The following is a 21,749-nucleotide window of genomic DNA, read 5'->3' on the forward strand; positions in this document are numbered from 1 at the left end:
TGTGCCACAGGCAAGCGGAAAATGTGCTGCATTGCGACGCGATTGTGGAGTTTGCGACCTCATTTTCGCCGTTAGGCGTTGAAACTTCTAGGCAAAACCAGATACGAACCTGTGAATAAATTATGGCGGCTTCGTGTCGTTGGCATGTCATGGCAGCGCTACCCTGCGGATGAACAGCCGCCCGTCTATGGTAATCAGGCCAAGACCGATCAGCACCATGCCGCCGATTTCGAACAATTCCAGCCGCTCGCCAAGGAACAGGAAACCGAGCAGCATGGCACTCACCGGCACGATCAGCGTCACCAGTGAGGCGTTGGTGGCGCCGGCCGAGGCGACGAGGTTGAAATAGAGGATATAGGCGAAGGCGGTGGACAGCAGCGCCAGCGCCAGCACCGCCGCCCAGACCGGCGCCGAGGCCGAGAGCAGGCCGGCGGGACCATGCGCAAGCAGCACGACCGGGATCATGATGATGGTCGAGGCGGTCAGCTGCCCGGTGGCGATGACCGGCGAGGGCACGCCCTTGAAGGGGCGAGCGACTATCAGTGCGACGCCGTAGGACAACGATGCTCCGATCAGCGCGAATTTGGCCCAGACCGGGCCGCCGAGGCCGGCAACGAGGCCGGGGCCAATCATCACAGCCGTGCCGGCGACGCCAAGCGCAATGCCGGCCAGCTTGTTCCAGGAAAGCTTCTCGTCCGATGTCAGGGCGTTGGCGAGGATCAGCGTCCAGAACGGCGTGGTCGCATTGAGCACCGAGGCGACGCCGGCGCCAAGCTCAGTCTGGCCGGCGAAGATCAGCGAGAAAGGCACGACGTTGTTGGTGAAGGCCAGCAGGAAGAACAGTCCTGCATGAGGAAGGGCAAGGCGGAAGGACGGGCCGCGCAGGAACAGATAGAGCTGCAAAGCGAGTGCCGCGATGGCGACGCGAAACAGCACCAGCACCAGCGGGTGAAGCTCCGCCACGGCAACGCGGGCGAAGAAAAAGGAGCCGCCCCAGATCGCGCCGAGCAGCAGAAGCTGCGACCAGTCCTTGAGCACCATCGGTCCGCGCGGTGCTGATGTCGCCGCTATTGCCATGTGATGCGTTCTCCCGGACGGCCGAATGCAGGCAGCCAGACAGAAGCCATATCGGCTTCGCAGGCAAGAACCACCCGAAACCTGCCGAGGGGCTGTCCCCTGACAAAGCCTAGCGCCCCGCCGTCAGGCGCACGAGACACAGAATTGTTTTCATTGGCCGCTAGCTTGGATTAATTGTGCGCAGGCTAGGTCAAGGATTCGTCCATGCAGCGATTCGAGAATGCCCGCGAGGCGGCACTGGCGCTTCGCCCGGACGATCCGGTCTACTGCTTCCGCCCGCAGGTGCTGAAGGCCGATGCCTTGCAGTTCATGGGCATGTTCCCCGGCAAAACGGCCTATGCGGTCAAGACCAATGGCGAGCAGATCGTGCTGAAGACGCTGGTCGAGGCCGGCGTCTCCGCTTTCGACGTGGCCTCGCCCGGCGAGTTCGCCGCCGTGCGCGCGGTCTCGGCCGATGCCGAGATGCTCTACATGCATCCTGTGAAGGCGCAGTCGGACATCAAGCTGGCGTTGGAGACATACGGCATCCGCGTGATTGCGCTCGACCACGAGGACGAGATCACCAAGCTGACGCGGGTGGTCAGGGCGCTCGACATCGACCCGGGCGCCGTCAGCGTGTTCGTGCGGGTGCAGACCAAAGGCCATGCGGCCTACGAGCTGTCGAAGAAGTTCGGCGCCGGGCCGGCCTACGCGGTCGAGCTCGCCGAGCGGCTGAACCGCACCGGCTACAAGGTCGGGCTATGCTTCCATGTCGGCAGCCAGATCGAGGACCCCGACACCTACGAAAGGGCATTGGCCTCGGCCGACTGGGTGCGCAACCGGCTGACCTTCGACCTGGCCGGCCTCGATGTCGGCGGCGGTTTTCCGGCCGAATACGGGCATGATCCCAATCGCAAGCAGGTCGCGATGCCGTCGCTCGGCCAGATCATGTCGCGGCTTTCTGGAGACCTCAAGGAATACCAGTTCGACCAGATGCCGCTGGTTGCCGAGCCGGGGCGGGTGATCGTGGCGCGCTGCCTGTCGCTGATCGTGCGGGTGCTGTTGCGCAAGGGCAAGCGGCTCTACATCAATGACGGCATCTGGGCGTCGCTGTCGGATTCATGGACCGGCAAGATCACGCTGCCGGCACGCTTCATTCCCGATCCGGCGATCCGCACGCGCAATGGCGATGAGAAGACCATCGTGCCGTTCAAAGTCTGCGGCGCGACCTGCGATTCCGTCGACATATTGTCGCGGCCGTTCTGGCTGCCGGAAACCGTCGACACCGGCGACTGGATCGAGATCGGCCATATCGGCGCCTATTCGCTGTCGCTGAGAACCCGCTTCAACGGCTTCTATCCCGACACTTTCGTCGAGGTGGCGACGCCGTTCGACGAAGGCGACGCGCCGGTGGGGTTTGCGAGTCTGGAGACGATGGCGGATTAAGTAGTGAGTAGTGAGTAGTGAGTAGTGAAATGGGTTCGTCACTGTTCCCTACTCACAGCTTCGTTCCCTTTCACAGCTTCGCTAGAAGCTCCGGCGTCGGCCAGCCGTCCACGGGCAATCCCAGCCGCGTCTGCTCCTTGCGGATCGCTTCGCGGGTGTTGGTGCCCAGGATCCCGTCGACCGTGCCAACGTCGTAGCCCTTGGCTTCCAGCTTGGTCTGCAAAGCCTTCATCTGCTCGTTGTTGAGCCCCGGTTCGGGATCGCGCGGGTCGATCGGTGGCGCACCGGCCAGCCGCGCGGCAAGATTGGCCGCGGTCAGCGCGTAGGTGAAGGACTGGTTCCATTCGAGATAGACGTCGAAATTGTCGTAAGTGAGGAAGGCCGGTCCCTTGCGGCCCATGGGCAACGCCAGCCCGGCCTTCAGGCCCTTGTCGACCAGCGGCGAGCCGTCGGGATTGGTGACACCCCACTGCGCCCACTGCGTCAGCGGCAATTTGTTGGTGCGCCCGGTCTGGTCCCATGGCATCTCGTCGGGCACGCGCACTTCCTGGATCCAGGGCTCGTCGCGCTTCCAGCCGCGCGACAGCACCTTGTTGGCCGTGGTCATGATCACATCCGGCACACTGCCCCGCAGGTCGATCTTGCCGTCGCCGTCGCCGTCGACGCCACGGGCGAGATAGTCGGAAGGCAGGATCTGCGTCTGGCCGATCTCGCCAGCCCAGGCACCGTTAACGTCGGCCGGCAGCACACCATGATCGATCAGTTCCAGTAGCGGCACCAGTTGCTGCCGGAACAACTGCGGGCGACGACAATCATGGGAAAGCGTCACCAGCGCGCTCAGCGTATGAAAATCGCCCTGCACGGCACCGAAATCGGTCTCCAGCGCCCAGAAGGCGGTGATGACCGGCGCCTGGACGCCGAACTGCTGGTCGGCGCGGGCGAAGATATCGGCGTATTTCTTCATGTTCGCCGCGCCCTGCTTCAGCCGGTAGGCCGAGATCATCCGGTTGGAGAACTCGATGAAGGTCTGGGTGAAGACGCCTTGGGCGCGGTCGCGCGCCAGCGCCCTCTCGTCGAAGCTGGCATCCTCGAGCGCCTCGAGACCGACAGCGCCGACACCCGCCGCCCTGGCTTCCGCAGCCACGCCCTGCTTCCAGGTTTCGAAGTCGCCGCCGCATTCCTGCGCAATCGCCGGCAAGGCCGTGGCGCACAGGAACAGCGCCGCGAGGGCTTGGGAACGCAGTCGCATCGACTTCCTTTCGACATTCATGATTCCGAGCGGCCTGGCGTGTCCATCTGGATGCGCGCCGCCCCGGAATACCGGCGGTTGCACTCTTGCCCGCCGGCCGTGTCGAAAGCAGGCGGCAGGCCCGGTGTCAACGGGTGTTCTGCCGCAGCCCTTTTCCCAGGCGGCTTGGCTGCCGTCGACACGGTGTCAACGGGTGTTCTGCCGCAGCCCTTTTCCCAGGCGGCTTGGCTGCCGTTGACACGGTGTCAGCGGGTGTTCTGCCTCAACCATTTGTTCCAGGCGGCCTGGCTGCCGTTGAAGACGTTTATATCGGACTTGCCGGTCATGCCGGGAACGATGCCGGTTCCAGTGTACTGCCAGAAGGTGAAGGGGTGGCTGCCATATTTCTGGCGCGGGTGGCCGGCGACGGAGCGTAGCCAGTAGGGATAGCCGCGGAAGGTCGACAGCTCGTTGTCTTCAAAGAAGTCCACCGACGTATAGATGATCGGCTTCTTGCCGTAGTGCCGCTCGACGATTTCGAGGAAGGTGGTCATCTCCGCGCGCACGGTGGCCGCGTCCGGCCGCAGTCGGCAGGTTGGCGATTTCGGGTTCCACTCCATGTCCAGCACCGGCGGCATGGCCGAACGGTCGACGGGGACATTCCGGATGAACCAGCGCGCCTGTACCGCCGCCGGAGTGCAGAAATAGAAGAAATGATAGGCGGCACGAGGAATGCCGGCGGCTTTGGTGCGCGCCCAATGCTCGTTGAAATAATCATCGAAACGGTCGCCGCCCTCCGTCGCCTTGATGAAAGCGAAGGAAATGCCGCTGGCCTTGGCGGTCGGCCAGTCGACCGAGGTCTGGTATTTCGAGACATCGGTGCCGTGAACGGCGTAATTCCACGGCGCGCCGCTGTCCCATTCGTGCGGCTTGGAATCGGCGAAGCGGGGCGCGCGCGCCGCAACCGTGGGGGCGCTGGATGGCGACAGTGGCGACAGATCCTCCACAGTCGAGCAGGCGCCCAGCAGCGTCAGCATGAAAAGGACCGCGAGACGGCGCATCACAACTCCCGAGCCGGTTTCAGCCGGTCGCTGATGGGTCTGTAACTGATGGCCGGCGCTTGGTCTGGCCCCCGCCGGACGACAGCCCCACTCCATCGCCCGGTATCTTCAAAGCGCGCATTTTTCGGCGCGCTTCAACTATTTGTCTTCGTGCCGTGATCCCAAAACGCGGCGCGCTTTGGGCGACATGCACCTGTGATCGCCGATCATGGTTGATATCTGGTTGACGGCGCTCGACAACAGCCATGATTTTGCGGAAGCAATGGCGGCAAATCGATGACATGGATCGAGCCTTCATTCGGGGGATGGGAAAGATGCGGATCATTGCCAAGATCGTCAAATGGCTGCTCGGCCTGGTGGTGCTGGCGGTCGTGGCGCTGTCTGGGTGGCTCTATTTCGCGCCGCCCGAACTGATCCGGGTCGGCTCGGGCTATTCGGCAAAGATCGTCTGCTCCAACGTTTTCATCGCCGGACGCGACGCCAACGAGGTGCTTGCCGTCGACGTGCAGGCGCCTGGTCATCCCCTGCTCAAGCTGATGCGGGTCTCGGTCGACAAGAACCGGGGCACAGTCTCCGCCGGCCTGCTTGGCTTCCTCGGCAAGAGCATCGCGGTTTCCCGCGACGGGCTGGGCTGCGCCTCGGTTCCCGATGGCGATGTCGGCAAGGCGCGGCGCACGGCGATCCATGTCGAACCCTCGGCGGTAGGACAGGACGCGCCGTGGCCGGAAGGCGAGCGGGTCGAAGCCTCGCAGAACCCGGAGGTGGCGAAGATCGTCGATGATGCCGCCATGACAGGCGCCGGCATGCGCGCCGTGGTGGTGGTCAAGAACGGCCGCGTCGTGGCGGAACGCTATGGCGATGGTTTTTCCGCCCGGACGCCGTTGCTCGGCTGGTCGATGACCAAGACGGTCAATGCCGCCATAGTCGGCACGCTTGTCAAGGACGGCAAGATGGCGATGACCAACCAGGGCCTTTTCGCGCCCTGGAAGGCCGATGGCCGCGCCGCGATCAGCCTTGCCGACATGATGGCGATGTCGAGCGGGCTGGAATTCAACGAGGACTATGGCGACGTCGCCGATGTGACACGCATGCTCTATCTCGAACCCGACATGGCGGGTTTTGCCGAAGCCAAGCCGCTCACCGGCGAAGTGGGCAAGGTGTTCTCCTATTCGAGCGGAACGGCGGTGATGCTGTCGCGGCTCTGGCAGGATGCGATCGGCGACAAGGCCAAGGCATTGACGTGGCCGCGCACCGCGCTGTTCGAGCCGCTGGGCATGCACAGCGCGGTGCTCGAGACCGACGAGCAGGGCACGTTCGTCGGCTCATCCTATCTCTACGCCACCGCCCATGACTGGGCCCGCTTCGGCCAGTTCCTGCTGCAGGGCGGGGTCTGGAACGGCAACCAGATATTGCCGCCCGGTTTCGTCGACTGGATGCGCGAGCCGGCGTCGGCTTCGAAAGTCTACGGCAAAGGGCAGGTGTGGATCGAGGCGCCGGGCGACGAGGAAAACCCCGGTGCCGGCGTGGCGGCCGGCCTGCCCAAGGACACCTACTGGATGGAAGGTCATGACGGGCAGACCGTCGCCATCACTCCTTCCGAGCAACTGGTGGTGGTGCGGCTCGGCCTGACGCCGGCCAAGCTCGGCTATCGCCCGCAGACGATGGTGGGGGCGCTGGTGAAGGCGCTGCGCTAGCCGGTCAGCTGCTCGGCCGGACCACCGCCAGCCAGGCGTAGCCGCGATAAAGTGTGCGGAAACGGAAGGTTGCGCCGGTTTTTCGCGATTCCGATTCCAGTACCTCGCGCAACATTTCACGCGGCGCGACGTGGAATTTTCTGAGCCAGCCGCGAAGCAGGGTCCGGAACCAGTCCGGCAGGCCTTCCTGCTGGCCGAAGTCGACGATGTGCAGGGAACCACCCGGAGCGAGCGTTGTCAGCGCGGCGGAGACCGTCTTTTCCCAGTCGGGGATCATCGACAGTGAATAGGACACGAAGACACGGTCGAAGCTGTCGCGGCCAAACAGTGCCTTTACGTCGAAGTCCGTGGCGTCGCCCCTTGCCAGCATGACGCGATCGGACATGCCTTCGCGGGCAATCGCGGTGCCGGCGGTCTCCAGCATCTCCGCCGAGATGTCGAGGCCGAAGAAGCGCGCGCCGGGATAGCTGCGGGCGGCGAGGATGATGTTGCGCCCGGTGCCGCAGCCGAGTTCCAGCACCGTGCCACCCGGGGGGACGTCCAGCCCTGATATCAGCCGGTCGCGGCCAAGCAGATAGTATTTGCGGGTCAGGTCGTAGATGTGGCGCTGCCAGCGGTAGACGCCGTCCATCAGTTCGGCGTGGCTGGCAGGCAGCTCGGTCGTGCTCATCAGGCGCGCTTCGCGTAGAGATGAAAGCCGCCATAGATTGCCGAGCGGTCGCGGCCCGAGAATTCGCGCGAGGCGTCGCTCTCGTAGCTCCATTGGTCGAGCAGGGAAGCGGAGACACGGCCCGGAAGCAGACTTGGCTCGGCCGCGGTGCGGAAGACGACGCGAGCGCCGGCGGAGGCGGTGCGGGTGATTTCCGACCACAGCGCATTGAGCTGGTCGTTTGTCATCCAGTCCTGCGCGTCGAGCAGGACGAAACGGTCGACCGCTCCGGCGTCCTTGCCTGCCAGAAATTCGATCAGATTGGCATGGTGGATGGCCACGCGATCGACGTTGCCGCGGATGGTCTCGTAGTTCTGCTTTTCAAGATAGGCGGGCAGGGCGGCTTCGCCGGGTCCAGGGTAGCGCCGGGCAAAGGCCTGCCAGGCGAAATAGTTGTTTTTCAATGGAAAATCGCATGCGAGCTTCTCCAGCCGGGCTTTCAGCACGCTGGCCATGGTGCCGTCGCCGGAGGTGATCAGGGAATCGTACTGCGCCGGTGGGATGCCGAGGCCAAACAGCGAGGCTTTGCGCGAGGTCGCCCATTTCAAAAGTTTCTTGTCAAACACCGGCGCCAGCTCCTCTTTGAAGAAGCGGCGCTGCTCGCCGATGTTCCTGGCTTCCATTATGCCGGCAGGGTCGACGCCGAAGAATTTCGCCGTGCGGTGGCCCATGGCGATGAACAGGCCAAGCAGGCCGGTCTGGTAGAAATTGCGGTCGAAGACCGCGATGCGCCTGATGCCGCGCCAGTTGCGGCGCTCCCAGTAGTGGCGGCTGACCGGGTCGAGGTGCGGCGCGATGAAGCGGTCGTAAGCCTGCGAATTGTGGCTGGTGCCGGCGGCGCCGAAGAAGCGGAACAGGTCGCCCTGCGATGGCAGGTGGCGCACGGCCTCCAGCTTCATGCGGTTCAAGGCGATGTGAGCGGCGTTAAGATCGACGGCGTCGATCCTGCCCGGCGATCGGGTGAGATAGGCCAGGATATTGCAACCGCCGGAGGCAATGGTGACGACGCGGTGGCCTTCGCCAAGCTGCATTGCGTCCATGTCGACATCGGGATCTTCCCAGATCTGCGGGTAGACCAGGCCAGAAAACAGGAAGGCGAACAGCCGTTCGGAAATTCCGGCCTTCGACAGGGGACGGTTCTGGTAGACCGCTTTTCCAACTTCCTTGCCGCGGCGAAAGATCAGATCTGCGGAAACGTCCGTCATGGCAAGGTGATTCCCCATTTGCTTTGCCGCAAGCGGGTAACGCCCGGCGATGACAGGTGGATGACAGCGATCCGCACAGGGGAGCGCAAAGCTGTTTCACCCTTGGGCGCCCCAAGGGAGGATGCGAGCGATGTTACATGCGGAAACGCATCGTTACGAAACCCATGGCTGAGTGATGCATTTCCTTCTCGACCGTTCACTGCAACGTGAGCGTGTGTTGAAGGAGAGATATCATGAAAAAACTCATTCTTGCGTCGGTGTCCGCCCTTGCGCTGCTCGGCGTCGCTGCATGCAGCGACAGCGGCACGGGGACGGATAACACCACCACCCAGAGCACCAATCCGCCGGCCGAGCAGCCGATGAAACCCGCGGCGCCAGCGGATAATTCGACCAAGCCTGCCGAGCCGGCTCCGGCAACGCCCGCTCCTGCGCCCGCGCAGTAGTCCATTAGTACCTGTGTTCTGGTGAGGGCCGGCGTCTTGCCGGCCCTTCGCCCAGGCGGGTAGCGGTTCCCGCACGAGATCGATTGTCGTCGAGGTATGATGCCGGCGTTATTGGCTTGATAGCGGGGACCGGTTGGCTCTAAGAAGCGGCCATGTCGATTTGGGACCGCCTCGGCGACTTTATCACGCGGATTTCGTCTTCAGCCTCGTCGGGCGTCGCCGACGTGGTCGAGGCCGTGCGGACGGTTTTTTCCGGCGATGCGGATCTGCGCCGCCGCGTTGCCTTCTCCGTGGCGATGATTGCGCTCTCGGCCAAGATGGCCAAGGCCGACGGGGTCGTCACCCAGGACGAGATACGCGCCTTCCAGGAAATATTCGAGGTGCCGCCAAAGGAGACGCGCAATGTGGCGCGGCTCTACGATATGGCCAAACGTGACGTTGCCGGCTTCGAGACTTATGCCGAGCGCATGGCGCAGCTTTGCGGCTCCGGCCATTCGAACTGCATGATGCTGGAGGATATACTCGACGGCCTGTTCCACATCGCCAAGGCCGACGGGCTGATCCATGAGCGTGAAGGCCAGTTCCTGCATCGCATCGCCGAAATCTTCCGCATAGACGAGGTGCACTACGAGGCGATCCTTGCCAGGCACGTCGATCTTGGCGCCGCCGACCCCTATGTCGTGCTCGGCATCGAGCGCGGCAAGCCGTTCGAGGAGGTCAGGAAACGCTACCGCAAGCTGGTTTCCGACAATCATCCCGACCGGCTGATCGCGCGCGGCCTGCCGCAGGAATTCATCAAGATCGCGACGACGAGGCTCGCGGCGATCAACACCGCCTATGAGATGATCGAGCGGGGCCTGCGGCACGCATGAGCGGCTTCCTGCCCGACGAGCCGAGCGCGGAGGTCAGGGTATCGCCGAATTTCGGGCCACGGCGCGAGACGCTGAAGCCCGACATGATCGTGCTGCACTATACCGGCATGCCGACAGGCGCCGGGGCCGAGGCGTGGCTATGCGATCCCGCCAGCGAGGTCTCCTCGCATTATCTGGTGCATGAGAATGGACATATCGTGCAGATGGTCCGGGAAAGCGACCGAGCCTGGCACGCTGGGAAGAGTTCGTGGTTCGGACGCACCGACATCAACTCCTGTTCCGTCGGCATCGAGATCGTCAACCCGGGGCATTCATTGGGTTATCCCGGTTTTCCCAAGCGACAGATCGATGCGGTGATCGGCTTGTGTGCCGGAATAGCCAGCCGGCATGCGATTGCTCCCCAGCGGGTGCTGGCGCACTCCGATGTGGCGCCGGGGCGCAAGATCGACCCTGGCGAGAAGTTTCCCTGGCGGGCCCTGTTCGAGGCCGGCGTCGGCCACTTCGTGGCGGCAGCACCGATCAGGCGCGGCGCCTTGCTGAAGGCCGGCGACGCCGGCGCCGATGTCGAGGCGCTGCAATCGATGCTGGCGCTTTACGGCTATGGAGTCGAAATATCGGGTGTTTTCGACCAGCAGACGCAGGTCGTGGTCCAGGCTTTCCAGCGTCACTTTCGGCCACGTCGAATCGATGGAGCGGCGGACGGATCGACGATGCGCACGCTTCAACGGCTGCTCGCTTCCCATCCAACTTGACCTTGGGTCAGGATGCCGTCCAAGTAATGCTTTTCCGACATTAAGTTACAATCTGTCACTTAAAGTGACTTGCTTCGCCTTCATTGCGCGCAATTCGGGCCGCAAAGGGCGATCCGTACAGTTTGTCGGATGTCTAACCCCCCGGATGATCCGACATTAATCAAGCAATGCCGCGCGGAGATCTTCGCGCGTTCAGACAGAACAGGATCACATGCAGAAATTGACCGTTGTAACGGCAGCTCTTGCTGCCGGCGTAATGACTTTTGCCTTCGGGGCGGCAAGCGCCGCGCCGCTGAGCCCACGGGCCGACCAGGGGCTCGTCGCAGCGACCGCCAAGGGCAAGGCCATTTCGGCCAAAAGCAGCAAGGATGTGAAGGCGGCGAAGCGGTCTTCCGCGAAAGTGGAGAAGGCGAGCTGGACCAAGGCCAAGAAGCCGAGCACGAGACAGAAGACCAGGCGAGGCCGCAAGACCGTCGATAAAACGACGACGGCATCGATCGGGATCAAGGAAGCAGTGGCCTCGACGGCAGCGGTGGCCAGTGGCGATCAGTATTCGGCCATCGTGGCGCGTTACGCCGCAAGCTATGGCGTGCCGGCGTCCCTCGCTCACGCTGTGATCAAGATCGAGAGCAACTACCGGCCCAACCTCGTCGGCAGCGCCGGCGAAATCGGCTTGATGCAGATCAAGCCGGCGACGGCGCGGATGATGGGTTATAGCGGCTCGGCCAATGGGCTCTTCAATCCGGACACCAACATCAAATACGGCATGAAGTATCTTGCCATGGCGCGGGATCTCGGCGGCGGCACGACCTGCGGCACGATCCTGAAATACAATGCCGGCCACGGCGCCACCCGGATGAACCCGGTCTCAGCCGCCTATTGCAGCAAGGTCAAGGTGCAACTGGCGGCTGTCGGGTCGCCGGCGTGACAAGAACCGGTCGTAACCGGCTTTTTTGGTTGCGTTTTGTGGCGTGAACCCCTTTATACGCCTGGCCAGCTGGCCGGGCGGCCGCACCAGCAAAAGCCGAAAGGCCGCGGGTGAGGAAAGTCCGGGCTCCATGGAGACACGGTGCCGGCTAATGGCCGGCGGGGGCGACCCCAGGGAAAGTGCCACAGAAAGCAAACCGCCACGACTTGGCTTTGCCGGGTCGGGGCAAGGGTGAAAGGGTGGAGTAAGAGCCCACCGCGCGACTGGCAACAGGAGCGGCACGGTAAACCCCACCGGGAGCAAGACCGAATAGGGGCGGTGCGAGGGGAAACCCTCGAGGGCTGTTTCCGGCTCACCGTCCGGGTAGGTTGCGTGAGGCGCATGGCAATATGCGCCCAAGATGAATGGCCGCCACGTTCTCGCGCCGCAAGGGGCGAGGGCCATACAGAACCCGGCTTACAGGCCAGCTGGCAATTTTTCTCCGAAAGAAGCCTTTGCGATCAGCAGGTTGCGTCCTCGGGCGCGCCTGTTGATTCAACGGCTTTTTGTTGCCTGCCAATCCGCATCCACGGTCGCGGGGACTTTCTTGAATTCGGTACGATTAATCGTACCATGCTTCAGCAAGTGGATGAGGAGCTGGTCATGGGACAGGTCGACGAACGCAGCATCACCCTCTCGCCGGAACTTGCAGCGGCGGTCGACGATGTGGTCGCCGCTGGTGAATATGCTTCGGCTAGCGAGGTGATCCGTGATGCGCTCCGGCAATGGAAGGATCGGCGCGATCTGCTCGGCTATACCCTCGAGGAGCTGCGCAGGCTGGTGCAGGAAGGCATTGACAGCGGGCCGGCGTTGGACGGACCGCCAATCGTGGATCGACTGCGGGCCAAATATCTGAAAATGGCTGGTTCCAAAGGCTTTCACGAGTGAAATACCGCCTGCTTCCCAAAGCAGTGGTCGACCTCGAGAATATCGGTGAAGGCGGTGGGATCTGCTGATTTTGCACCCCCTCTCGGGCGCGCCGCGCGACGACATCGCACCCGGTACCCGACATCTGATCGTCGGCAATTATCTCACCTTGTACCGTGTAGAGGACGATGCGATCGAAATCCTTCGCGTGCTGCACGGCCATCGCAACTTCGAAACCGACGACCTAACCGATTTGTCAGTCGCCGATCCTGTCTAGCGACGCCTCGATCGCCGCCCAAAGCTCTTCAACTGGTTCGCAGCCTACCGAAAGGCGTACGAAGCCGGCGGACACCGCGTCGCCTCTCTTCGACCTTCGCTCCGCAGAGGTGTGGACGCCGCCGAAGGACGTCGCGGCCTGCATCAGTTCGCAGTTGTTGATGAATTCCTCGGCCTTCTGTTCCGAAGCGAGTTCGAAGGAAACAAGAAAGCCGAAGCGTTCCATCTGGGCGCGGGCAAGGTTGTGCGAAGGATCGCCTTCCAGGCCGGGATAGCGCAGGCCCGTGATCGCCCGGTGACCTTGCAGGCGCCGCGCGATCACTTCCGCCGAGGAGCACATGCGGTCAAAGCGCACATCGAGCGTTTCGAGGCCGCGATGCACAAGCCACGCTTCGAACGGCCCTGGAATGCCGCCGGACGTTTCGCGCCAATCCGTCACCGCGGCGATGATGTCGGCGTTGCGGCACGCGACATGGCCGAACAGCACGTCGGAGTGGCCGTTGGGCGCCTTGGTGTCGGCGGCGACGACGATATCGGCGCCATGGTCGAGCGGGCGCTGGCCGAAGGGCGTCATGGTGGTGTTATCGACGACAAGCAGTGCGCCCGCTTTGTGCGCGGCCGCGGCCACCGCCGCGATATCGCATATGTCCAGCCCCGGATTAGCGGGCGTCTCTACGAACGCCAGACGATAGCCTTCGAAACCGCCATCGAGGAAGGTCGAGGTTGGCCTCACATCGTAGGCGATGCCGAGTGGTTTCAGGAAGCGTTCGGCCAGTGCCCTTGTCGTGTGATAGCCATCCGAAGGCAGAAGAATGCGGTCGCCGGTCTTGAGGACAGCGAAAAATGCCGCCGAAATCGCCGCCATTCCGGAAGGAAAGGCGACGCAAGGCGCATCTTCCAGATGCGCCAGCATATGCTCTACCGCATCCCAGGTCGGATTGCTGAAACGACCATACTGGTTGAAGCCCGTGGCGTCGCCCGGCGCGTGAAAAATGGCGGCCATGGTGAGTGGCAGCGGGATGGAATCGCCGACGGCAAGTGCGTTGCGACGGAGGTGGGCAAGAGCCGCGGCGCGCGACCGTGCTGTTTCAGACATCGACATTCCAACCCTCTTGGTGACCCTGGACGTGTGGTGAGACGCTATGCCCGGCAACAGCTCGCGACAAGGCGCGTCCGGTTGGGCCAGGCGGCTCTAAACGCTTCGTTAGGCTTAATGATCCATAAAGACGAGACGTGTTTTCAAAGCCGCTTCTATCGGTCGCGACTGCATGTTGTGAAGCCTATTCCCGTTGACGCCCATAGTGCCCCATGATATCCCATACCGATACCAAAGCCTTCGTTCCGTGTCAGGGTGAAGCGTACGCCAACCGGGCAGTCGCGGCGGCTGCGCGTTTGCTGGTTTTCGCCCCTGTCACGGAGGCGGGTTCAGGGCAGGGAACGCGTAGCGGTGGCGCGTGCAACACGACGAAGAGGGGTGCGGCGGCGCAAGCTGCTGTGACGTGGGATGGACCGGTTTCTTTCGAACACGGTGAGCAGGATCGATGCGAAGGGGCGGGTGTCCGTTCCTGCGCATTTTCGCGCCGTCGTTCAGAAACGCGGCTATTCGGATCTCTACGCGCTGCGCTGCCTGGATCTGCCGGCTATGGATGTTGGCGGGCCCGATCTGCTCGACCGCTACGAGCAGCGCATCGCGCTCGAGGATCCGTTCCAGCAGACGGCGGACGACATGTCGTTCTTCTGCCATGGCGACGGAACATTCCTGAAGCTGGACCAGGATGGCCGCATCACGATCAGCGATTTCATCCGCGAGCATGCCGGCCTTTCGGCCGAAGTAGCCTTTGTCGGGCGGGGCAATTTTTTTCAGATCTGGGAGCCGGGACGGCTTGCGGCCTATGGAGCGCAAGCGCGGGCCCGGCTTTTGCAGCTTCGGCAGGGGACGAAGCCTGGGGAGCGACCGGAATGACGGTGGGCCACGGCGATGATATCAACGCCGTTGGCGGACCGGCCCGCCACATTCCGGTCCTCCTTGCCGAAGTGTTGCAGGCGCTCTCGCCGGCGGAAAGGGACGTCATCGTCGACGGCACGTTCGGCGCTGGCGGCTACACCAGGGCCATCCTGGCGGCCGGCGCGTCCGTGGTTGCCATCGACCGCGATCCGGATGCCATAGCGGCCGGTCGCGATCTCGAAGCCCAATCGGGCGGCCGCCTGAGACTGGTGCAGGCGCCGTTCTCGACGCTGGACCAGCAAGTCGAAAGTGCCGACGGCGTCGTGCTCGACATCGGCGTTTCCTCGATGCAGCTCGACCAGGCGGAGCGCGGGTTTTCGTTCCGCACCGATGGGCCTCTCGACATGCGCATGGCGCAGGCGGGCCTCAGCGCCGCAGATGTCGTCAACAACTTCAAGCCGGGCGATCTTGCCCGCATCTTCGGCTTCCTCGGGGAGGAGCGCCACGCCGGGCGCATCGCGCGCATGATCGAAGCGCGTCGCGAAAAGCGTCCATTCGAGCGCACGCTGGAGCTTGCCGACGCCATTGAGACGCATATCGGCCGGGCGCCGAAGGACAAGATCCATCCTGCCACCCGCGTCTTTCAGGCGCTGCGCATCTTCGTCAATGACGAACTCGGCGAGTTGGCCAAGGCGCTGTTCGCCGCCGAGCGGGCGCTGAAGCCGGGCGGACGGCTTGCGGTGGTGACATTCCATTCGCTGGAGGACCGCATCGTCAAGCGCTTCATCGCCGATCGCTCCGACGCCGCGAGCGGCTCGCGCCACATGCCGGAGGCACGGGCACGCAGCGCCACCTTCAGCAAGTCCGGCGGCGGCGTGACACCGGGTGATGCCGAGACTGCGGCCAACCCGCGCGCCCGCTCGGCAAGACTGCGCGCCGCCATCCGCACCGATGCGCCGGTGCGTGCTGGCGATTTTTCGATTTTCGGCCTTCCAAAACTTCCCGGCCCAAAACTTCCTGGCATCGAGCGGCCGGGGGAGAGGTAGCACGTGTTTCGTTCCAGCGACATCGTCCTCATCGCCGTCATGGTCTCGGCGGCGGCCCTGACCTACAAAACCAAGCGCGAGGCCGAGGACCAATTGGCAGCCGTGCAGAAGATTCATGCTGAGATACGCTACGAGGAGGACACGATCGACCTGCTCAAGGCCGACTGGAGCCTGCTCACCCAGCCATCGCGGCTACAGAAGCTCGCCGAACTCTACAAGTCGCAGCTTGAACTGGAGCCGGTCAGCGCGCACCAGATCGTCGGCCTCGGCGACCTGCCGGCCAAAGCCCTCGACATCCAGGACATCCTGAACGGGCGCCAAGGCGGCATGGCAGACAATTCCGGCCACACCCCCTCGGACGGCAAGGATCCCATCGTGACCGGAGGCATCGCCCAATGATCGGCAAACTGCTGAAACGTCGCCCCAGGGCCAGCGAGGACGGTTCGATCGTGGTCGATGGCGCCCGCAAGGCGACCGGAGGCAAGGGCAGGGCGCGCATCGTCATGACGATGGCGGTGTTCTTCGGTATCTTCTCGATCATTTCCGGGCGGCTGGTCTATCTCGGCTTCCAGACCCCCGACATGTCAGGCGGCCCGCAGAGCCGGGTGACGGCCTCGCGGCCCGACATTGTCGACCGCAACGGCGAGGTGCTGGCGACGGACATCAAGACGGCATCGCTGTTTGCAGAGCCGCGCCGCATCGTCGACGCCGACGAGGCGATCGAAAAGCTGTCGACGGTGCTGCCGGAGATCGATTACGAGCAGACCTACCATAAGCTGAAAAGCGGCGCCGGCTTCGTCTGGCTGCAGCGGCAGCTGACGCCCAAGCAGCAGGCCGACATCATGCAGCTCGGCATTCCCGGTTTCGGCTTCCGCACCGAGAAGCGCCGTTTCTATCCGAGCGGGGAAACCTCATCTTACATTGTCGGCCTGACCAATATCGACAATCAAGGCATCTCCGGCATGGAGAAATATATCGATGAGCAGGGCCTGAGCGACCTGCAGGCGTCGGGCCTGGCGGTGGCCAAGGATCTCAAGCCGGTGAAGCTCTCGATTGATCTGCGCGTCCAGCATGTGGTGCGCGACGAGATTGCCGCGGGCCTGGAGCGCTATCGGGCCATGGGCGCGGGCGCCGTCGTGCTCAACGTCAAGACCGGCGAAGTGGTGGCCATGGCCTCGGTGCCGGATTTTGATCCGAACAATCCCTACAATGCACAGGACAAGGACCGGCTGAACCGGATGTCGGCGGGACTCTATGAGATGGGCTCGACCTTCAAGAGCTTCACATCAGCCATGGCGCTCGATTCCGGCAAGGCGACGATGGCGAGCCGCTTCGACGCTTCGCATCCAATCCGGGTCGGCCATCAGGCCATTCACGATTTCCACGGCAAGAACCGTGTGCTGTCGTTGCCGGAGGTGTTCCTCTATTCGTCCAACATCGGGTCGGCCAGGGAGGCCGAACTGGTCGGCATCGAGGCGCACCGCGAATTCCTGCATCGTCTTGGCATCTTGGACAAGATGCAGACGGAGCTGCCGGAAGTCGCCCGTCCGACTGAGCCGAAGGTGTGGAAACAGGTCAACTCGTTCACCATCGCCTTCGGTCATGGCGTGTCGACGACGCCGTTGCAGGCGGCTGTGGGCTGCGCGGCGCTGATCAATGGCGGATATCTGATGGAGCCGACATTCCTGGTCCGCAGCCAGCAGGACGCGATGGCGGCGGCCAAGAAAGTGGTAGCCGACAAAACGGTCGAGGGCATGCGCTATCTCTATATGCTCAACGCCGAGAAGGGCTCGGCCAGAAATGCCAGGGTTCCCGGCTATCGCGTTGGCGGCAAGACCGGAACAGCCGAGAAGGTCATCAATGGCCGCTACTCGAAGGAGTTGAATTTCAATACGTTCGTCGCCGCATTCCCGATGGACGATCCGCAATATCTCGTGTTTACGATTGCCGATGCTCCGCACCCGGAAAAGCCGGGCATGACGGACGTCGCAGCCGCGAATGCCGGGGTCATGGCCGGCAATATCATCAGGCGTTCCGCGGCCATGCTTGGCGTGAAGCCAGATTTCAGCCATGAAAATGGTGCAACGCTGGTTTCCTATCAATGATTCTCAGGGCGCGCCGGCAACTGCGCGCTATTTTGTTGCGGTGAACGGAACTCGATGAAGCTCAAAAATCTAACCGGTATCCTGCCAGTCGAAGGAACAGCTTCCGCCGATCTGGAGGTTACCGGCATCTCGTCGGATTCCCGCCAGGTAAAACCCGGTGTCGTCTTTTTCGCGCTCGCTGGAAGCAAGGCGGATGGCACCGCCTATGCCGCGGATGCCGCCGCACGAGGGGCTGCCGCGATCGTCGCGGGCAAGGACAACGCCCTTGGCGGACTGCCGGTTCCCGTGTTGGCCGTCGATGACCCGCGCCTGGCGCTGGCCCTGAGCGCGGCCCGTTATTTCGGCAAACAGCCGCAGACGATGGTGGCGGTCACCGGCACCAGCGGCAAGACCTCGGTCGCCGCTTTCGTCAGGCAGATCTGGGAGCAGGCCGGCTTTGCGGCGGCCTCGATCGGCACCACCGGCGTGGTGGCGCCGGGCCGCAACGATTATGGCTCGCTGACGACGCCAGATCCGGTCGCCTTGCATCAGCTGTTGCGTGAACTGGCGGACGCCGGCGTCACCCATGCCTCCATGGAGGCCTCCAGCCATGGTCTCGACCAGCGCCGTCTCGACGGTGTCAGGCTGGCCGCCGGCGGCTTCACCAATCTCGGCCGCGACCACATGGACTACCATCCAACGGTCGAGGACTATCACCGAGCCAAGCTGCGTCTGTTCGACGCGCTGCTGCCGAAGGGCGCGCCGGCCGTGATCTTCGCCGACGATCCGTGGTCGGCGCCAACCATCCAGGCGGCGAAGGCCGCAAGGCTCGACGTGCTGACGGTCGGCCGCCATGGCGATTTCCTGACGCTGAAGCGGGTCGAGCATGAGCGCCACCGCCAGCGTGCCGAGGTCGAGGCCGACGGGATGCTCTACGAGATCGACCTGCCGCTGGCCGGCGATTTCCAGATAGCCAACGCGCTGGTTTCGGCCGGTCTTGCCATCTCCACGGGAACGCCAGTCGCCAAGGCCTTGAAGGCATTGGAGAAACTCAAGGGCGCGCCGGGCCGACTCGACCTTGTCGGGACCACTGCAAATGGTGCGCCGGTCTATGTCGATTATGCGCATAAGCCTGACGCGCTGGAAAACGTGCTTGCCTCGGTACGCCCGTTCACCACCGGCCGGATCATCGTCGTGTTCGGCTGCGGCGGCGACCGTGATCGCGGCAAACGGCCGATCATGGGCGAGATCGCGACGCGGCTCGCCGACGTCGTCATCGTCACCGACGACAATCCGCGCTCGGAAGTGCCGGAGACGATCCGGGCCGCGATTCTTGCCGCCGCTCCCGGCGCGATCGAGATCGGTGACCGGCGCGCGGCGATCCACGAGGCCGTCGCCATGTTGCATGCCGGGGACACGCTGATCGTGGCCGGCAAGGGCCATGAGGAAGGCCAGACGATCGGCACCGAGACCCTGCATTTCTCCGACCACGAGGAAGTCCGTGCCGCGCTGCTGGAGCGTGCCGCATGAATTTGCTGTGGACATCCGAGGCGCTGGTCGCCGCGATGGACGGACGACCGATCGGGCCGATGCCGGACGGCATATCGGGCATTTCGATCGACAGCCGCAGCCTTCAGCCGGGCGACGCCTTCTTCGCCATCAAGGGCGAGGCGATGGACGGCCATGATTTCGCGACCGCCGCCATCAAAGCCGGAGCCGGCGTGCTGGTCGTGGCCGAAGGCAAGCTGCCGTCGCTTGGCCGGCTGACGGCACCGATGATCGTCGTCGAGGACGTGCTGGTGGCGCTGGAAAAGCTCGGTGTCGCATCGCGCGACCGTTCCCATGCCAAGACCATCGCGGTGACCGGTTCGGCGGGCAAGACGACCACCAAGGAAGCGCTGCGCCACGTGCTGTCGGCGGTCGGCAAGGTGCATGCCTCGGCGCAGTCGTTCAACAACCATTGGGGCGTGCCGCTCACCTTGGCGCGCATGCCGGCCGATTGCGACTATGCCGTGTTCGAGATCGGCATGAACCATCCCGACGAGATCAGGCCGCTGGTCAAGATGGTAAGGCCGCATGTCGCCATCGTCACCATGATCGCGGCGGCACATCTCGGCTTCTTCCGCAATCTGGACGAGATCGCCAAGGCGAAGGCCGAGATTTTCGAAGGGCTGGAACCCGGCGGCGCGGCGATCCTCAACCGCGACGACGCGCGTTTCAAGCTTCTCGACAAGATGGCGCACGCCGCCGGCGTCGAGCATGTCTATGGGTTCGGCGAGAACGCGCGCTCAACCTTCAGACTGGTCAAATGCGAGATCCATGCCGATCATTCCGACATTGCCGCCAGGATCGGCGGTCACGAGGTGACGGCTCGCATCGGCGCGCCCGGCCGCCACATGGTGCAGAACATTCTGGCGGTCCTCGGCGCGGCCCGTCTGGTCGGCGCCGATCTCGACAAAGTTGCCCTGGCGCTGGCCGATCTCTCGGCCGAGCGCGGCCGCGGCAAACGCCATGTGCTGCGCCATCCCGGTGGCTCGACTTCGAGTCATCCCGGTGGACCGATCACGCTGATCGACGAAAGCTACAACGCCAACCCGGCCTCGATGGCGGCCGCCATGGCGCTGCTCAATGCGACGCCGGTGACGGGCGAAGGTCGCCGCATCGCTGTGCTCGGCGATATGCTGGAGCTCGGCGAGCATTCGGCCAAGCTGCATGCTGCACTTGCCGGTCTCATCGTCGGCACCGGCACGCAGACCGTTTTTCTCGGCGGTCCGGAGATGCGGGCGCTGGCGGAAGCTCTGCCGGGCGAGATCAGGACGGAATACCGCGCCAACGTCGAGGAATTGAAGCCGGTGCTGTTTGCCGCACTGAAGCCAGGCGACGTGGTGATGATCAAATCGTCGAAGGGCATCGGCTTTGCAAAGCTGGTCGATGCGTTGCTGGGCAAGTTCCCGGCTGAAACGACAATCGGCAAACAGACCTAAGGTCAAGTCGGGGACGAAAAGCGCATGTTCACACTGCTCGTCGATTTCGCGGACAAGATCTCGGTCTTCAATGTCTTCCGCTACATCACCTTCCGCACCGGCGGGGCGCTGATCACCTCGGCGCTGATCGTCTTCATCTTCGGGCCGACCATCATCAATTCGCTCAGGCTGCGCCAGGGCAAGGGCCAACCGATCCGCGCCGACGGGCCGCAGACGCATTTCAAGAAGGCCGGCACGCCGACCATGGGCGGACTGATGATCCTGTCCGGCATCATCGGCTCATCGCTTTTGTGGGCCAATCTGTCGAGCATCTATGTCTGGGTGGTGCTGCTGGTGACGCTGGGCTTCGGCTCGATCGGCTTCTACGACGATTATCTGAAGGTGACGAAACAGTCGCATCTCGGCTTTTCCGGCAAGGCGCGGCTGGCACTCGAATTCGTCATCGCCGGCATCGCCGCCTGGGCGATCATGCATAACGGCCAGGCGCCGTTCTCTTCGTCGCTGACATTCCCCTTCGCCAAGGAATTCCTGATCAATCTCGGCTGGTTCTTCGTTCCGTTCTCCTGCTTCGTCATCGTGGGAGCGGGCAATGCGGTGAACCTCACCGACGGCCTGGATGGCCTGGCGATCGTGCCGATCATGATCGCGGCGGCGTCCTTCGGCGTCATTGCCTATCTCTCCGGCAATGCCGTGTTCGCCGAATATCTGCAGATCCATTTCGTGCCCGGTACCGGCGAACTGGCCGTGGTGCTTGGCGCGGTCATCGGCGCCGGCCTCGGCTTTCTCTGGTTCAACGCGCCGCCGGCAGCGATCTTCATGGGCGACACCGGTTCGCTGGCCATGGGCGGGCTGATCGGCACCGTTGCGGTCGCCACCAAGCACGAGATCGTGCTGGTCATCGTCGGCGGGCTGTTCGTGGTCGAGATCCTGTCCGTCATCATCCAGGTCGGCTACTTCAAGATGACCGGCAAGCGTGTGTTCCTGATGGCGCCGATCCACCATCACTTCGAAAAACTCGGCTGGACCGAAAGCCAGGTGGTGATCCGCTTCTGGATCATCGCCGTCATCCTGGCGCTGGTTGGCCTTTCCACCCTCAAGCTCAGATAGGCCTCCC

At 63.5% G+C, this 21,749-nt stretch carries 21 protein-coding genes and 1 other RNA gene; 16 read left to right on the forward strand and 6 right to left on the reverse strand.

Annotated features, from left to right (window positions below; translation table 11 throughout):
* Nucleotides 1-147 precede the first annotated feature (147 nt).
* The gene (locus LB551_RS15620; RefSeq protein WP_224659765.1) at nt 148-1,077 is read right to left on the reverse strand and encodes a DMT family transporter; all 930 of its coding nucleotides are present in this window, start codon (nt 1,075-1,077) and stop codon (nt 148-150) included.
* A 204-nt stretch (nt 1,078-1,281) separates the two neighbouring features.
* On the opposite strand from LB551_RS15620, the gene LB551_RS15625 reads away from it, so the two are divergent.
* Nucleotides 1,282-2,502, forward strand: coding sequence for an alanine racemase (locus LB551_RS15625; protein ID WP_224659766.1), 1,221 nt, complete (start codon nt 1,282-1,284; stop codon nt 2,500-2,502).
* A 70-nt stretch (nt 2,503-2,572) separates the two neighbouring features.
* On the opposite strand, the gene LB551_RS15630 is transcribed toward LB551_RS15625, so the two are convergent.
* Nucleotides 2,573-3,751: a lytic murein transglycosylase gene (locus LB551_RS15630; RefSeq protein ID WP_224659767.1), complete on the reverse strand. Its 1,179-nt coding sequence runs from the start codon at nt 3,749-3,751 to the stop codon at nt 2,573-2,575.
* 245 nt (nt 3,752-3,996) lie between these two features.
* Nucleotides 3,997-4,791: a GH25 family lysozyme gene (locus LB551_RS15635; protein ID WP_224659768.1), complete on the reverse strand. Its 795-nt coding sequence runs from the start codon at nt 4,789-4,791 to the stop codon at nt 3,997-3,999.
* A gap of 314 nt (nt 4,792-5,105) precedes the next feature.
* Here LB551_RS15635 and LB551_RS15640 point away from each other — a divergent pair, with 314 nt between their 5' ends.
* Nucleotides 5,106-6,485, forward strand: coding sequence for a serine hydrolase domain-containing protein (locus LB551_RS15640; RefSeq protein WP_224659769.1), 1,380 nt, complete (start codon nt 5,106-5,108; stop codon nt 6,483-6,485).
* A 4-nt stretch (nt 6,486-6,489) separates the two neighbouring features.
* Here LB551_RS15640 and LB551_RS15645 read toward each other — a convergent pair whose 3' ends face one another.
* Nucleotides 6,490-7,155: a class I SAM-dependent methyltransferase gene (locus LB551_RS15645; protein WP_224659770.1), complete on the reverse strand. Its 666-nt coding sequence runs from the start codon at nt 7,153-7,155 to the stop codon at nt 6,490-6,492.
* The gene (locus LB551_RS15650; RefSeq protein ID WP_224659771.1) at nt 7,155-8,399 is read right to left on the reverse strand and encodes a DUF3419 family protein; all 1,245 of its coding nucleotides are present in this window, start codon (nt 8,397-8,399) and stop codon (nt 7,155-7,157) included. The genes LB551_RS15645 and LB551_RS15650 overlap by 1 nt, the downstream gene beginning before the upstream one ends.
* Before the next feature lie 233 nt (nt 8,400-8,632).
* Here LB551_RS15650 and LB551_RS15655 point away from each other — a divergent pair, with 233 nt between their 5' ends.
* From LB551_RS15655 to LB551_RS15685, 7 genes are all read left to right on the forward strand, one after another.
* Entirely contained in the window at nt 8,633-8,842 is a 210-nt protein-coding gene (locus LB551_RS15655; RefSeq protein ID WP_140495184.1) for a hypothetical protein, read from the forward strand.
* A 152-nt stretch (nt 8,843-8,994) separates the two neighbouring features.
* Nucleotides 8,995-9,714, forward strand: a complete 720-nt coding sequence (locus LB551_RS15660) for a J domain-containing protein (protein ID WP_224659772.1) — start codon at nt 8,995-8,997, stop codon at nt 9,712-9,714.
* Nucleotides 9,711-10,466 carry an N-acetylmuramoyl-L-alanine amidase gene (locus LB551_RS15665; protein WP_224659773.1) on the forward strand — a complete coding sequence of 252 codons (756 nt, stop codon included), beginning with the start codon at nt 9,711-9,713 and terminating at the stop codon, nt 10,464-10,466. Before LB551_RS15660 ends, LB551_RS15665 begins: the two co-directional genes overlap by 4 nt.
* Before the next feature lie 211 nt (nt 10,467-10,677).
* The gene (locus LB551_RS15670; protein WP_224659774.1) at nt 10,678-11,394 is read left to right on the forward strand and encodes a lytic transglycosylase domain-containing protein; all 717 of its coding nucleotides are present in this window, start codon (nt 10,678-10,680) and stop codon (nt 11,392-11,394) included.
* Nucleotides 11,395-11,459: 65 nt separating this feature from the next.
* Nucleotides 11,460-11,869, forward strand: an RNA gene (rnpB, locus tag LB551_RS15675) — RNase P RNA component class A.
* Between the two features lie 167 nt (nt 11,870-12,036).
* Nucleotides 12,037-12,321 carry a type II toxin-antitoxin system ParD family antitoxin gene (locus LB551_RS15680; protein WP_140553092.1) on the forward strand — a complete coding sequence of 95 codons (285 nt, stop codon included), beginning with the start codon at nt 12,037-12,039 and terminating at the stop codon, nt 12,319-12,321.
* Nucleotides 12,322-12,391: 70 nt separating this feature from the next.
* Entirely contained in the window at nt 12,392-12,577 is a 186-nt protein-coding gene (locus LB551_RS15685) for a type II toxin-antitoxin system RelE/ParE family toxin (protein ID WP_224659775.1), read from the forward strand.
* Here the strand turns inward: LB551_RS15685 and LB551_RS15690 are convergent.
* Nucleotides 12,557-13,672 carry a cystathionine gamma-lyase gene (locus tag LB551_RS15690; RefSeq protein WP_140553096.1) on the reverse strand — a complete coding sequence of 372 codons (1,116 nt, stop codon included), beginning with the start codon at nt 13,670-13,672 and terminating at the stop codon, nt 12,557-12,559. The two genes, LB551_RS15685 and LB551_RS15690, sit on opposite strands and share 21 nt — an antisense overlap.
* 408 nt (nt 13,673-14,080) lie before the next feature.
* Here LB551_RS15690 and mraZ point away from each other — a divergent pair, with 408 nt between their 5' ends.
* From mraZ to mraY, 7 genes are read left to right on the forward strand one after another with little or no spacing between them, the layout of a single operon-like run.
* Complete coding sequence (mraZ, locus tag LB551_RS15695) at nt 14,081-14,539, forward strand: division/cell wall cluster transcriptional repressor MraZ (protein WP_140495198.1); 459 nt, start codon at nt 14,081-14,083, stop codon at nt 14,537-14,539.
* A complete protein-coding gene (gene rsmH, locus LB551_RS15700) occupies nt 14,536-15,567 on the forward strand; it encodes a 16S rRNA (cytosine(1402)-N(4))-methyltransferase RsmH (RefSeq protein ID WP_224659776.1) in 1,032 nt (343 codons plus the stop codon). The genes mraZ and rsmH overlap by 4 nt, the downstream gene beginning before the upstream one ends.
* A 3-nt stretch (nt 15,568-15,570) precedes the next feature.
* A complete protein-coding gene (locus LB551_RS15705; RefSeq protein WP_140553099.1) occupies nt 15,571-15,966 on the forward strand; it encodes a hypothetical protein in 396 nt (131 codons plus the stop codon).
* Nucleotides 15,963-17,672, forward strand: a complete 1,710-nt coding sequence (locus LB551_RS15710) for a peptidoglycan D,D-transpeptidase FtsI family protein (RefSeq protein WP_224659777.1) — start codon at nt 15,963-15,965, stop codon at nt 17,670-17,672. The genes LB551_RS15705 and LB551_RS15710 overlap by 4 nt, the downstream gene beginning before the upstream one ends.
* Before the next feature lie 54 nt (nt 17,673-17,726).
* Nucleotides 17,727-19,181 (forward strand): UDP-N-acetylmuramoyl-L-alanyl-D-glutamate--2,6-diaminopimelate ligase, encoded by a 1,455-nt coding sequence (locus LB551_RS15715; RefSeq protein ID WP_224659778.1) that lies wholly within the window; start codon nt 17,727-17,729, stop codon nt 19,179-19,181.
* Nucleotides 19,178-20,635 carry a UDP-N-acetylmuramoylalanyl-D-glutamyl-2,6-diaminopimelate--D-alanyl-D-alanine ligase gene (locus LB551_RS15720; RefSeq protein ID WP_224659779.1) on the forward strand — a complete coding sequence of 486 codons (1,458 nt, stop codon included), beginning with the start codon at nt 19,178-19,180 and terminating at the stop codon, nt 20,633-20,635. Before LB551_RS15715 ends, LB551_RS15720 begins: the two co-directional genes overlap by 4 nt.
* Nucleotides 20,636-20,659: 24 nt before the next feature.
* Nucleotides 20,660-21,742: a phospho-N-acetylmuramoyl-pentapeptide-transferase gene (gene mraY, locus LB551_RS15725; RefSeq protein WP_140495211.1), complete on the forward strand. Its 1,083-nt coding sequence runs from the start codon at nt 20,660-20,662 to the stop codon at nt 21,740-21,742.
* Nucleotides 21,743-21,749: the final 7 nt, after the last annotated feature.

The organism is Mesorhizobium sp. BR1-1-2, from assembly GCF_020165435.1.
Lineage (GTDB): Bacteria > Pseudomonadota > Alphaproteobacteria > Rhizobiales > Rhizobiaceae > Mesorhizobium.